We start from the raw sequence: 13,817 nt of genomic DNA on the forward strand, positions 1-13,817 counted from the left end.
ACGCATGACCGACTACACCGAGGCGACCGCCTCCGAGCCGACCGCCTCCGAGCCGACCGTGACCGACCTGCGAGCAAAGCTCGTCGCCGTGCGCAGCGAGGTGGGTAAAGCCGTCGTCGGGCAGTCGGGCGCCGTCACGGGGTTGATCATCGCCCTCCTGGCCCGTGGCCACGTGCTGCTCGAGGGGGTTCCCGGGGTGGCGAAGACGCTCCTGGTGCGCGCGCTCAGCCAGGCGCTCGACCTCGACACCAAGCGCGTGCAGTTCACCCCCGACCTGATGCCCGGCGACGTGACCGGTTCGCTCATCTATGACGCTCACGCCGGCGAGTTCGAGTTCCGGGCCGGGCCGGTGTTCACGAACATCCTGCTCGCCGACGAGATCAACCGCACCCCACCGAAGACCCAATCGGCCCTGCTGGAGGCGATGGAGGAACGCCAGGTGTCCGTTGACGGGGTGAGTCGGCCGGTTCCCGAACCGTTCATCGTGGCGGCCACCCAGAACCCGATCGAATACGAGGGCACCTATTCCCTGCCCGAGGCCCAACTCGACCGCTTCCTGCTGAAACTGGTGCTCGATGTGCCCGAGCGCGACGACGAGATCGAGGTGCTGCGTCGGCACGCGACCGGGTTCTCCCCACGCGACCTGGCCGCCGCCGGCGTGACGGCGGTGCTGGATTCCGATGATCTCGCCCGCGCGCAGCAGGAGGTTGCCAAGGTCACCGTCGGCGTCGACGTGCTCGCCTACGTGGTCGACCTGGCGCGCGCCACCCGACAGAGCCCATCGGTGAAACTCGGCGTGAGCCCCCGCGGCACCACAGCGCTGCTGGCGGCCGCCAAGGCCTGGGCCTGGTTGAGCGGCTACGACTTCGTCACTCCCGACCACGTGCAGGCGATGCTGCTTTCGGTCTGGAGGCATCGGGTGCAGTTGCGTCCCGAGGCCGAGCTGGAAGGCGTCGCGGTCGACATGATCCTCGCCTCGGTGATGCAGCAGGTGCAGGTTCCGATCTGATGCACCCGCCACAGGCACACCCGGAGGGGCCCGCGGAATGCGCCAGCGGCCGCGACGCTGCGCCCGCTCGTGCTCGATCCTTCCCGCACCGCGCGCCTCGCGGCACCGGGAACGCTTCGCGCCTGCTTGAACAGGCGCGAAGCGTTCCAACGGGCGCGCGGCGTAGGGTGGGTACCTGATGGCTCTCACCGGGCGGTTCGTGCTGCTCCTCGCGCTCGGCGTTCTGCCGATCGTGTTCTTCGGCGAACCCGTGATCATGCTGCTCTGGCTTCTCGGCAGCGTTCTGCTCGGAGCCCTCGACCTCGCGCTGGCCGCCTCCCCCCGGCGGGTCACCATTGAGCGCGGACAGCCGGGCCGGTTACGCCTCGGCGAGAGCGTGCAGACCGAGCTGCTGCTGACCAACACCGGCACCCGCCGGTTGCGCGGCCTGGTGCGGGACGGCTGGGAGCCGTCGGCCGGGGCGTCGGGCGTGCGGGTTCCGGTGCGGATCCCCGCCGGCGAGCGTCGGCGGGTCGAAGTGCATCTCACACCGTTCCGGCGGGGCGAACGCCGCACCCGGCACGTGACCATCCGCTCGCTCGGGCCGCTGGGACTGTGGGCCAGGCAGGCGACGATCGCGTCGACCGGTGTCGTGCGGGTGCTGCCACCGTTCAATTCCCGCAAGCATCTGCCGTCACGGCTGGCGAGGCTGCAGGAGTTGGATGGCGCGACTGCGGTGATGGTGCGCGGGCAGGGCACCGAGTTCGACAGCCTGCGCGAGTACGTGCGCGGTGACGATGTGCGCTCGATCGACTGGCGGGCGACAGCCAGGCGCAACGACGTGATGGTGCGCACCTGGCGCCCGGAGCGCGACCGGCGGGTCGTGATCGTGATCGACTCCGGCCGCACGTCGGCGGCCCGCGTCGACAATGAGCCGCGCATCGACACGGCCTTCGAATCCTCCCTCCTTCTGGCGGCACTGGCTGACCGCGCCGGCGACCGGGTCGACACGATCGTGTTCGACCGTCGGGTGCGCGCCCGCGTGCAGGGTGCCAGCGGCGCAAACCTGCTGTCACGCATGGTCGATGCCATGGCCCCGGTCGAGCCGGAACTGCTCGAGACCGACTGGGCCCAGGTTCCCGCCCAGGTGCGCCAGGTGACCAGTCAGCGCGCGTTGGTGGTACTGATGACCGCGATCGACACGGCCCAGTCTGCGCGCGGGCTGTTGTCGGTGCTGCCCCAACTGACGCGCAAGCACACCGTCCTCGTGGTCTCGGTCAGTGACCCCGACGTGCTCGCCGCGACCGGCCACCGTGAAAGCCTGGACGAGGTGTACCGGGCCGCAGCGGCCGAACGGGCCCAGTTGGACGTGGCCCGGGTCTCTCAGGCGATCAGGCAGTTGGGCGCCGACGTGGTCACCGGATCGCCCGCAGACCTACCGCCCGCTGTCGCCGACCGTTACATCGCGTTGAAGGCGGCCGGCCGCCTGTAGCGGCCCGGTCAGTGGGCGTCGTCGACGCCGGCGGCCAGACGCCGGAGGGCGCTGACCGGGATGGCCAGCCAGTCGGGCCGGTTACGAGCCTCATACACGACCTCATAGAGCGCTTTGTCGACCTCGAACGCGTCGAGCAGCAGCCGGTCGTCGTCGATGTCCCATCCCGATCGCCAGGCGTAGCCGTCGAGAAACGCCATCCGGCACGAACGCGCCCAGTCGGCGTGCTCCGTGTGCCCCGGCCCAGAGGCGGCGGCGTAGTCGAAGCTGCGCAGCATCCCGGCGATGTCCCGGAGCGGCACATCCGGCAGGGAGCGTTCGGCGAGCGCCCGCATCGGTTCACCCTCGAAGTCGATGATCACCCACGTGCCGTCGGCGAGGGCGAGGATCTGCCCCAGGTGCAGATCACCGTGGATGCGCTGGAGGCTCGGCCACGGAAGGACTCGGGCCTTCTCATACAGGTGCTCGATGGGCCCACGAAACGTCTCGAGCTCCGGAACCTCCCGCACCGCGGCATCGAAACGGGCACGCCACGATCGGATGACGTCAGCGATGTCCGCCGGGGTGGCTGCGCTCGTCGGCAGTACCCGTCCCAGGGTCTCGTGAATATCCGCTGTCGCGACACCCATCTGGCGGGCGCTGACCGAGAAGTCGCTGGAATCATTCACCGCGTCAAGTGCCAGCCGCCAGGCATCCCCGGCTCCCTCAAGAAACTGTTGGGCGAAGGCGAGGTGGCCGTGCGCGCGTCCACCCGGCCGTGACGGGTCCGGCCACTGTCCGGCGACGCTGCCCAGGATGGTCGGAACCGAGTGGGAGCCGGCCTCGAACAACGCCGACTGGAGCACCACGTCTGGGTTGTCTCCGTGGTGCACCATGCGGAAGAGCTTGCAGATCGCCGGCAATCCGCGGCCACCACCGCCGGGCGTGTACACGATCGACGTATTGGACTGTTCACCGCGAAGCACCTCGGAAGTCAGGTTCTCGAACGGCCACGGCGCCACTGCCACCCCCCGCACCTGCGCACGGTCGCCGCTGACACCCTCACCGCGCACGATCAGGTGCAACAGGCGGTGGGCGAAGGCGGGGTCTTCGGGGCCGTCGAAGAGGTGCACCCGGTGGCCCTGGTCGTCGGTCACGGTGCCGATGAGCCCGTGATCGAGGGCCTCCGGCTTCACCCGGCGCCCGGTGACAGGCACCTGGTAGAGCACGGCCGGCGATTCGGTCTCGTCGGCGATGAAGTGGATGGCCACGTCGACGTCGGCCGCCTCGGCGTCACCGGCGGGCGGCAGCGGCACGGACGCGACGATTCGAAGACTCGGCTCACCCCCGGCGCCGACGAACCATCGTTGGCGCCGCATCCAGCCAGCGAGTGCTTCTGCGATCGGTTCCGCGGTTGCCATGCCCCAAGGTTAGCCCGCACGGCCCGGGCGGAGCACAATGAGTAGATGCCTCTTCCCAGTTCGACGTACCGGTTGCAACTCACCGCGCAATTCACATTCGGCGAGGCGGCGGCCGTCTGCGACTACCTTCAGCGGCTCGGGGTGGGCTGGGTGTACCTGTCGCCGGTGCTCCGGGCCGAACCTCATTCGCTGCACGGTTACGACGTGATCGATCATGCCACCATCGATCCGGAGCGCGGCGGCCAGGAGGCTTTCGACGCTTTCTGCGCTGCAGCACACCGGGCGGGACTCGGTGTGCTTGTCGACATCGTGCCCAATCACATGGGGGTGGCCACACCGAGGATGAACGCCTGGTGGTGGGATCTTTTGGGCCGGGGGCACGGGTCGAAGTACTCCGACGCCTTCGACGTCGATTGGGACGCCGGCGGCGGAAAGATCCGTATCCCCGTACTCGGTGATGGTGATGACGAACTCGACCACCTGGTCATCGACGGAGACGAGTTGGTGTACTACGAGAACCGGTACCCGATCGCCCCCGGGACGCGCCTGGCGGATGATGACAGTGCCGCGGAGGATGACAGTGCTGCGGATGTGCACGCCAGGCAGCACTACGAACTGGTCAACTGGCGGCGAGCAGACGACGAACTGAACTACCGGCGATTCTTCGCCGTGAACACCCTGGCCGGAATCCGTGTCGAGGTGCCGTGGGTGTTCGACTCCTCCCACGCGCAGATCGGCCGCTGGTTCCGGGAGCATCTGGTCGACGGGCTGCGTGTCGACCACCCGGACGGGCTCGCCGACCCTCGCGCCTACCTCGACCGCCTGTCCGCGCTGACCGCCGGCGCGCCGGTCTGGGTGGAGAAGATCCTCGAGGGCGACGAGGCTCTCCCCGCCGACTGGGCGACGGCCGGCACGACCGGGTATGACGCGTTGGGCGACTTCGACCGAGTACTCGTGGACGAGCGAGGAAGGGCTGGGTTGGCCCGGGCACAGCAACGGTTGGGAGCCGCCAGGGATCACTCTGCTGACTCGGCCAGCGTGGATGACTGGGCCGAGATGGTACTCGAATCGAAGCACGCCATCGCCAGCGGGATCCTCTGCTCGGAGTTCAACCGTCTCGCCAGGCTGATGCCGGAGATTCAAGGCGCGGCGGAGGCACTGATCGAACTGGCCGCGGCGTTTCCCGTCTACCGCTCCTACCTGCCGTTCGGCGCCCAACACCTCAGGCGGGCCCACCACCTCGCCCGCAGTCGGCGCCCCGAACTGGCCCAGACGATCGACGCAGCTGTGGCTGTTCTCGGCGACCCGAGGCATCCCGCCGCCGTTCGATTCCAGCAGACCTCCGGCATGGTGATGGCGAAGGGAGTGGAGGATTCGGCGTTCTACGGGTTCAACACTTTGACGTCCCTGAACGAGGTGGGCGGCGACCCGAGCGAATTCGCCATTGACGTCACCACCTTCCACCGGCGCCAGGCCGGGCGCCAGAACCAGCGGCCGGCGGCGATGACGACCCTGTCCACCCACGACACGAAGCGCGGTGAAGACACCCGGGCCCGGATCACCGCCCTGGCGGAGCGCCCCGAATTGTGGGAATCGGCGCTCACCCGGTTGCGCAATGCGGCCGACCTCGAGGATCCCGCCTTGGAGAACCTCATCTGGCAGGCGGTCATCGGCGCCTGGCCGGCATCGAGGGACCGACTGCACGGCTACGCCGAGAAGGCGGCACGTGAGGCCGGCAACTCGACGAATTGGCTCTCCCCCGATGCCGGTTTCGAAAAACGGTTGCACGCCGCGATCGACGCGGCCTTCGACGACGCGTCTGTCGCGGCCGTCATCCGGGAGACGGTTCAGGCTATCGGGCCGGCCGGCCGATCCAACGGCCTGAGCGCGAAGTTGCTTCAACTGGCAGGCCCAGGAATCCCCGATGTCTACCAGGGCAGTGAATTGTGGGAGCAATCCCTGGTCGACCCCGACAATCGCCGCCCGGTCGACTTCGCCGACCGGGCTCGACTTCTGGCCAGCATCGATGCGGGCGATCTGCCCGCTGTTGACGAGACCGGGGCAGCGAAGTTGCTCGTCACGAGTCGCGTGCTGCGACTGCGCCGCAGCCATCCGGAGTTCTTCTTGAGCTATCGGGCGCTTGAGCTCGCCGGAGAGATGAGCGACCACGGGATCGCCTTCGACCGCGGCGGAGCCATTGCCGTTGCGACTCGGCTGCCATACACCCTCGCACGCGCCGGAGGCTGGGGCGAGACGACGATCGAACTCCCCCGCGGCGAGCAGGTCGACCTGCTGACCGGTCGCTCGTTCAGCGGCTCGGTCACCCGAATGTCCGACCTGCTGCAGGTGTACCCTGTGGGACTGCTGGTCTTGGCCGGTGAGCAGTGATCCCGGCCGACCGCCCCATTCCAACCAGGAGGCGCCAATGACGACCCCGCCCGCCCCGGAGGGCCACGACGACCAGGGCAACCGAGACAACCGAGACAACCGAGACAACCAGGAATTCAGCGTCTGGGCCCCGGATGCCCACACCGTCGAACTCGCGCTCGGTGAGACGCGCTACTCGCTGCGCCAGAACGTGGACACCGGCTGGTGGACCGGCCAGGGACCGGCCGGCCCCGTGGACTACGGTTTCGTCGTCGACGGCCAGGGCCCGTTCCCTGACCCGCGTTCCCGAAGACAACCAGCCGGGGTGCACGGCCCCTCCCGCCGCTTTGACCCGTCAGCATTCGCGTGGAGCGACCAAGCCTGGCGGGGTCGGCCACTGGCCGGCGCGGTGATCTACGAACTGCACATCGGAACGTTCACCCCCGAGGGCACCCTGGACGCCGCCGCCGGAAAGCTGGAGCATCTGCTCTCCCTCGGTGTCGACTTCGTCGAACTGCTGCCGGTGAATGCCTTCAACGGCGTACACAACTGGGGCTACGACGGTGTGCTCTGGTACGCCGTGCACGAACCGTACGGCGGCCCAGACGCATACCAGCGGTTCGTGGATGCCTGCCACGGTGCCGGTATCGGGGTCATCCAGGATGTCGTCTACAACCACCTCGGCCCCAGTGGAAACTATCTGCCCCAGTTCGGCCCCTACCTGCACGCCGACAGCGCGAACACCTGGGGCAGTTCGGTGAACCTGGACGGGCCCGGCTCGGACGAGGTGCGCGGGTTCGTCATCGACAACGCGCTGATGTGGTTGCGTGACTTCCACGCCGATGGGCTGCGGCTGGATGCCGTGCACGCCCTGGTCGACCAACGGGCGACCCCCATCCTGGAAGAACTGGCCTCCCGGGTCCACTCCCTGGCCAGTCACCTCGGCCGCGAGTTGATTCTGATCGCGGAATCCGATCGGAACGATCCGAAGCTGATCACCGCGCGCGAAGCCGGTGGCGCGGGGCTCGATGCCCAGTGGAGCGATGACTTCCACCACGCTCTCCACGTCGCCCTGACCGGTGAGGTGAGCGGCTACTACGAAGACTTCTCGCATCCGGGGGCCCTTGAGAAAGTACTGAGATCCGGTTTCTTCCACGACGGCACATACTCATCCTTCCGGCGCCGGCATCACGGCCGACCGATAGACACAGTGGCAATCGACCCGTCACGACTGGTCGTCTTCAGCCAGGACCACGACCAGATCGGCAACCGTGCCGCCGGCGATCGCCTCACGGCCACCTTGAACGACGGCCAACTCGCCATTGCGGCCGCGCTGACCCTGCTCGGGCCCAACACGCCGATGCTGTTCATGGGTGAGGAGTGGGCGGCTTCCACACCGTGGCAGTTCTTCACCTCGCACCCGGAGACCGACCTCGGCGAGGCCACCGCTCGTGGCCGCATCGCCGAGTTCGCGCGCATGGGTTGGGACGAGTCGTCGGTGCCCAACCCGCAGGACCCGGCGACGTTCACGCGCTCGATCCTTGATTGGGCCGAGCCTGCCCGCGGGCGCCACGCCCGCCTTCTCAGCCTCTACCGCGATCTGGTCAGGTTGCGCCGGGAACGGGCCGACCTCACGGATCCACAGTTCGCGACCATTCACGTCGAACTGGTCGACCGTGCGCTGGTGCTGCGGCGCAGCCACACGGCGCTGGCCGTCAACTTCGCGCCTGTTGCGGTGACGATTGGCTCCGTGTCCGGGCAGTCCGACGCGAGCACACTGCTGTCATTCGGCGGTTACACGCACGGCAACGACGGCCTGCATCTCGGCGGCCACAGTCTGGTCGTGATGGGCCTCACCGAAGACGCAATCAGCGGCCGGGGGAAGCCAACGAAGAGAAATCACGGAAGACTGTCAACATGACCGAATTCGACGCCACCGCAGCCGAAACGCCCGACGAGAACCAAACGGGAGATGAGAGCGAGCCTGAGGAACTCAGCTATGACGACGTGCGCTACCCGGCACGCCCACGTCGGCTGCGGCCCCGCGCCCAGTTGAGGGCGAGCGGTATCCGTCGCTCGTTCATCGACCCACGCTCGGTCGGTGCTTCGAACCCGTCGTATGTCGAATGGCTGAAACGCCAATCCATGTTGGGGGATGCTGACGTGCTGGGCCGCGGACTCTCGGGCCAGCCGAGCATGTGGCGCAACTCCTACGCGCGTCCGGACGCCCGGCGCGCCATCCGGTCGGCGTCGGTGTGGTTCACGGCCTACCCGATCTCGCTCATCACCAGCCCCGGGCAGTCCTACCTGGAGGCATTGGGCAATGATGAGCTCTGGCAGGCGTTCGAGGCGATCGGCATCAGCGCCGTGCACACCGGCCCGGTCAAACAGGCCGGGGGAATCACCGGCTGGGCCCAGACGGCGAGCGTCGACGGACACTTCGACCGGATCAGCACTCAGATCGACCCGGCATTCGGGTCGGAGGAGGAGTTCCGGCACTTGTGCGACACGGCCGAGAGCCATGGCGGCAGCGTGATCGACGATATCGTTCCCGGCCACACCGGCAAGGGTGCCGACTTCCGGCTGGCCGAGATGGCGTACAAGGACTACCCGGGGATCTACCACATGGTCGAGATTCCCGAGGAGGACTGGTCGCTGCTCCCCGATGTGCCCGACGGCCGTGATGCCGTCAACCTCGACGCCGCGTCGGAGGCGAAGTTGGCCGCGAGCGGCTTCATCATCGGTGAACTGCAGCGCGTGATCTTCTATTCGCCGGGGGTCAAGGAGACGAACTGGAGCGCGACCGCGCCGGTGGTCGGGGTCGACGGTCGAACCCGCCGCTGGGTCTACCTGCACTATTTCAAACAGGGCCAACCGTCGATCAACTGGCTCGACCCGACCTTCGCCGGTATGCGGCTGGTCATCGGAGACGCCCTGCACTCCCTCGGCGACCTCGGCTCCAGCGCGCTGCGCCTGGACGCGAACGGGTTTCTCGGCGTGGAGAAGAGCGCGGAAGGGCCGGGCTGGTCGGAGGGCCACCCGCTGTCAGAGGCCGCAAACCACCTGATCGCGAGCATGGTGCGCAAGGTGGGCGGATTCTCCTTTCAGGAACTGAATCTGGGCATCGAGGACATCCGCGACACCGGCCGTGTCGGCGCCGACCTGTCTTACGACTTCATCAACCGCCCCGCCTATCACCACGCCCTGGCGACCGCAGACACCGAGTTTCTCCGGCTGACCCTGCGCACCTCGCTTCAGATCGGGGTCGAGCCGGCCAGTCTGGTGCACGCCCTGCAGAACCACGACGAGCTCACCTATGAGCTGGTGCACTGGGCCAACCGCCACCACACCGACACCTATGCGTTCCGCGGCGCCGAGCTGACCGGAGCCGACCTGGCCGACGCGATCCGCGCCGACCTCGTCGACGTGCTCACCGGTGCCGCTGCCGACTACAACCGGGTGTTCACCACCAACGGCATCGCCTGCACCACCGCATCGGTGATCGCCGCCGTGCAGGGATTCACCGAACTGGACGCGATCGGCGAGGCCGACATCGATCGTCTCCGCCGGGCACACCTGCTGCTGGCCAAATTCAACGCCTGGCAGCCCGGGGTGTTCGCGCTCTCCGCCTGGGACCTGCTGGGCATGCTGCCACTGCCGGCCGACCAGGTCGCCGATCTGATCGCCGGCGGCGACACTCGCTGGATCCACCGCGGCGCCCACGACCTGACCGACGCCGACCCCTCTGCCACGATGTCGAGTTCCGGCATGCCCCGGGGGCGTTCCCTGTACGGGTCGCTGACGACCCAGTTGGCCGACCCGAATTCGTTCGCATCCCAGCTGAAACACATCCTCCGGGTTCGCGGGCGCCTGGGCATCGACGTCGCCAGCCAGATCGACATCCCCGGGGTCGCCCATCGCGGCATGCTGGTCATGGTGCACCGGCTCGACGAGGGCGATCCCGCCAACGACGACGCCCAGTTGCAGGTCACGGTGCTGAATTTCAGCGGCGAGGCTGTTGAGGGCACCGTGCGGTCGGATGCCCTCATCCCCGGTCGCACCGTCACCGATGTGGAGACGGGCGAGGAGGTGGGCCCTGTCGACGATCTCAACAGCTTCTCTGTGCAACTGGAGCCCTACGCCGGGATGTTTCTCGTGCTCAGCCAGACGGGCGAAGCCACCAGCAGCTGACCGTGCCGGCGTGGGCGGCTCGTGCCGCGGCCGCTCCGGCACCCGCGGCTGCGCCTACTCCGGCTTCTCCCACTGCAGATCCTCGGGCTGCAGATCCTCGGGCGGCAGATCATCCTGCACCGGCTCCTCGCCGTCGGGCAGTACCCGCATACCCATCAGCGGCGAGAACAGCACGAACGCCGAGCCCAGCACACCGCCTGCGACCCCGATCCACATTGTGGGCAGAAGTCCGAGGCTCTGGCCGAGGACGCCGCTGGCGACGCCGGCGATCGGCATGACACCCCAGACCACGAACCGGATGGACGCGTTCATGCGCCCCAACAGGCGGGTCGGGCACAGCCGCTGCCTGAGGCTCACCTGCGTGATGTTGTAGACGAGCACCATGAAGCCGAGGCCGAATTCGGCCACCATCAAAAGCGGCAGCGCGGCCGCGGGGAAAACGGCCGACAGCGGTACCAGCGCTGCAAGCAACCCGCTGGCCACGACCGCGAGCGGGATCACGGTGCCCTCGCCGATTCGGCGGGTGAGCCACGGGGTCGCCAGGGCGCCGGTCACGCCCCCGACCGCCCCGAAACTCATCATGATGCCGAGGCCCGCCGCACCCAGGTCGAGATCGCGCAGCACCAGGATCGGCACCAGGGTCGCCGTGATGGTGCCGAACAGGTTGGTGACGGCCGTGGTGGCCGTGATCCGCCGAAGCAGCGGGTGCCGCCAGACGAAGCCCACCCCTTCGCCGATCTCCCGAGCCAGGCTGTCGCGCTCGGCCGGGTCGGCGAGGCGTTCGGTGTCGCGAATGCGCCAGAGGAACGCGGCCGACACCAGGTACCCGATCGCGGTGCCGAAAAGCAGCATCGGAGCCAGCATGACGTGCAGCAGGCCGCCGGCGGCGGCGGGCCCGCCGATCCGGGCCACCTGGGCGGTGCCCTCCAGTTTGGAGTTCGCCTCGGACACCTGTTTCTTCGCCACCAGTATCGGCACGTAGCTCTGGTACGACACGTCGAAGAAGACGGTGGCCGACCCGATCACAGCGGCCACCAAGTAGACGTGCCACATCTGCAGCAGCTCGAGGGCCCAGAGCGCCGGGATCAGCATGAGGGTCACCATGCGCACCAGATCGGCGACGATCATGACCCGGCGTTTCAACCACCGGTCGACCCAGGCGCCGGCGGGCAGCCCGATCACCAGGAAGGCGGCGGTTCCGGCCGCGCCCAAGAGCCCCACCTCGAACTCGGACGCGCCCAGCAAAGACACCGCCAGCACCGGAATCGCCAGAGACGTCAGTTGGGAGCCGAACTGGCTGGTGGTCTCGCCCGCCCAGAGCTTGAGGAAGCCGGGGTGCCGCCACAACGATGGGGACGGTCGCGATCCAGCGTTCCGAGGCGCTGCGACTGCGGGGCTGCTCACCGGTTGTCGGGTCTCCGCAGTCGATTCGGGCATGGCGCAAGCCTATTGGCCGATCCCGCCGCGCCGGGCCGCCCGCTGCGGGATCTGTCGGCCGGGCTCACCCCGCAGTGATGGTGCGCGCGCCCGCCTCGAACTCAACCAGGTCGCCGGTCTCGCCCGCCCGAACAGCACGGCCTCCGAAGAACAGCATGTAGAACAAGAAGCCGGCCAGGGCCAGCACGCCGATGCCGATCTTGACCGGCCACGGCCACGGCGCCGGGGTGACGAAGCCCTCGATCACGCCCGAGACCCCCAGCACGATCACCAGTCCGATGGCCACCGTGAACAGGGCGCGGCCATCCTCTGCGAGCGCTTCGCCACGGCCACGCGCACCGGGGGCGACCCAGGCCCAGAAGATGCGCAGGCCCGCAGCGGCGGCCACGAAGACCGCGGTGAGTTCCAGCAACCCGTGCGGCAGGATGTACAGGAAGAAGACGTCGCCCTTGCCATGGGCGAACATGACCGCCGCGGAGACTCCGATGCCTTGGGCGTTCTGGAAGAGCACGTACGGCACGTAGACGCCGGTGACGCCAAACGCGACGCACTGGGCGGCGATCCAGGCGTTATTGGTCCACACCTGACCGGCGAAACTGGCTGCCGGGTTCTCGGAATAGTAGTCGACGAACTTCTCTTCGGCGAGCTTCTTGAAATCGGCGTCCGATCCGAAGTTCGCCAGCACCTGCGGGTCGCCAAACGCCCACGCCCCATAGAGCCAGGCGACAAGCACGGTGAACGCAGCCACCGCGAGGGTGATCCAACGCAGGCGGTAGAGCGCGGCCGGCAGTTGCGCGATGAAGAACCGGGGCAGCTGGGACAGCAGGTTGGCGCTCGCGCCGGTGAAACGCAATCGGGCACGCGAGAGCAGTACCGAGAGCCGGTCACCGTGCACCGACGAACCGGCCGAGGTCTTGATGGCCGACAGGTCGGCGGCACCGGACTGGTAACGCTCGATCAGCTCGTCGGCCTCGGGGCCGGTGAATCGCCGCTGGCGCCCGAGAACCTGCAGGCGATCCCATTCATCGCGGCGGGCGGTGGCGTAAGCGTCGAGGTCCATCTGCTTAAATGATACGTATGACTGCCGAAAGATTCGACCACGCCATGCTGGTCGACGATTCGACCGAGCGAGAGTTGGTCACCGGCGAAGCCGTCGCGCTCGACGTGCGCCCGGCAAACTTCATTCTGCGCACGGCGGGAACACTGATCGACGCGGCCGCCTACCTTCTGCTGCTGGGCCTACTGGCGTGGTTGCTGCTGAACATCGCCACCGTCTGGCAGTTCGATGACGCGCTCGCCCAGGCGGTGCTGGTCGGCCTGTTGGTGTTCTGCCTGGTGATCGTGCCCATGACGGTGGAGACCGCCAGCCAGGGCCGATCCCTCGGGAAACTCGCGATCGGTGCGCGCATCGTGCGCGACGACGGGGGCTCGATCGGACCGAGGCACGCGTTCATCCGTGCCCTGACCGGCGTGGTCGAGATCTATCTCACGTTCGGCGGCCTGGCCGCGCTTACCGCACTGTTGAACGGCAAGTCCAAACGCCTGGGCGATCTGCTCGCGGGCACGTACAGCCAACACGAGCGGGTGCCGCACGTGGTGGAACCGGTCTACGGGCTGCCCGAGTCGCTGACCGACTGGGCACCGGTGGCGGACGTTGCCCGGATGCCCGACCCGCTGGCTCGCCGGGTGACCCAATACGTGAAGCAGTCCGCAGGAATGACGTCGTTCGCACGGGCTGAACTCGCCCACCAACTCGCGGCCGAGGTGGCGCAGTACGTCTCCCCCATCCCCCAAGTTGCCGCCGAGGACTTTCTGGCGGGCGTGTCGGCGATGAGGCGCCAGCGCGACTACGCGTCCCTGCTGCTCGAGGCGGAACGCCTCGGCCGGTTGCAACCCGCACTCACCGGAACGCCGCATGGGTTCCCTCTGCGCGGCAGGTAGA

The 13,817-nt window shown here is 68.1% G+C and carries 9 protein-coding genes; 6 read left to right on the forward strand and 3 right to left on the reverse strand.

What is annotated here, in order from left to right; genetic code table 11:
• The first annotated feature begins 4 nt into the window (after positions 1-4).
• Positions 5-1,009 (forward strand): MoxR family ATPase, encoded by a 1,005-nt coding sequence (locus DL891_RS00800; RefSeq protein WP_111718512.1) that lies wholly within the window; start codon positions 5-7, stop codon positions 1,007-1,009.
• Positions 1,010-1,187: 178 nt separating this feature from the next.
• Positions 1,188-2,480 carry a DUF58 domain-containing protein gene (locus DL891_RS00805; RefSeq protein ID WP_111718514.1) on the forward strand — a complete coding sequence of 431 codons (1,293 nt, stop codon included), beginning with the start codon at positions 1,188-1,190 and terminating at the stop codon, positions 2,478-2,480.
• 8 nt (positions 2,481-2,488) lie between these two features.
• Here the strand turns inward: DL891_RS00805 and DL891_RS00810 are convergent, their stop codons facing one another.
• Positions 2,489-3,880 (reverse strand): phosphotransferase, encoded by a 1,392-nt coding sequence (locus DL891_RS00810; RefSeq protein ID WP_111718515.1) that lies wholly within the window; start codon positions 3,878-3,880, stop codon positions 2,489-2,491.
• Positions 3,881-3,925: 45 nt separating this feature from the next.
• On the opposite strand from DL891_RS00810, the gene treY reads away from it, so the two are divergent.
• From treY to treS, 3 genes are read left to right on the forward strand one after another with little or no spacing between them, the layout of a single operon-like run.
• Positions 3,926-6,268: a malto-oligosyltrehalose synthase gene (treY, locus tag DL891_RS00815; RefSeq protein ID WP_111718516.1), complete on the forward strand. Its 2,343-nt coding sequence runs from the start codon at positions 3,926-3,928 to the stop codon at positions 6,266-6,268.
• A gap of 37 nt (positions 6,269-6,305) precedes the next feature.
• The gene (gene treZ / locus DL891_RS00820; RefSeq protein WP_111718517.1) at positions 6,306-8,168 is read left to right on the forward strand and encodes a malto-oligosyltrehalose trehalohydrolase; all 1,863 of its coding nucleotides are present in this window, start codon (positions 6,306-6,308) and stop codon (positions 8,166-8,168) included.
• Entirely contained in the window at positions 8,165-10,438 is a 2,274-nt protein-coding gene (gene treS / locus DL891_RS00825) for a maltose alpha-D-glucosyltransferase (RefSeq protein ID WP_111718518.1), read from the forward strand. Before treZ ends, treS begins: the two co-directional genes overlap by 4 nt.
• 54 nt (positions 10,439-10,492) lie before the next feature.
• Here treS and DL891_RS00830 read toward each other — a convergent pair whose 3' ends face one another.
• Both DL891_RS00830 and DL891_RS00835 read right to left on the reverse strand, forming a co-directional pair.
• Positions 10,493-11,875 carry an MFS transporter gene (locus DL891_RS00830; RefSeq protein WP_111718519.1) on the reverse strand — a complete coding sequence of 461 codons (1,383 nt, stop codon included), beginning with the start codon at positions 11,873-11,875 and terminating at the stop codon, positions 10,493-10,495.
• Positions 11,876-11,939: 64 nt separating this feature from the next.
• Complete coding sequence (locus DL891_RS00835; protein WP_111718520.1) at positions 11,940-12,935, reverse strand: stage II sporulation protein M; 996 nt, start codon at positions 12,933-12,935, stop codon at positions 11,940-11,942.
• 17 nt (positions 12,936-12,952) lie between these two features.
• Here DL891_RS00835 and DL891_RS00840 point away from each other — a divergent pair, with 17 nt between their 5' ends.
• Positions 12,953-13,816 carry an RDD family protein gene (locus DL891_RS00840; RefSeq protein WP_232818935.1) on the forward strand — a complete coding sequence of 288 codons (864 nt, stop codon included), beginning with the start codon at positions 12,953-12,955 and terminating at the stop codon, positions 13,814-13,816.
• The last annotated feature ends 1 nt before the right edge of the window (position 13,817 follow it).

The organism is Homoserinimonas sp. OAct 916 (assembly GCF_003260275.1).
Classification (GTDB): Bacteria; Actinomycetota; Actinomycetes; order Actinomycetales; family Microbacteriaceae; genus OACT-916.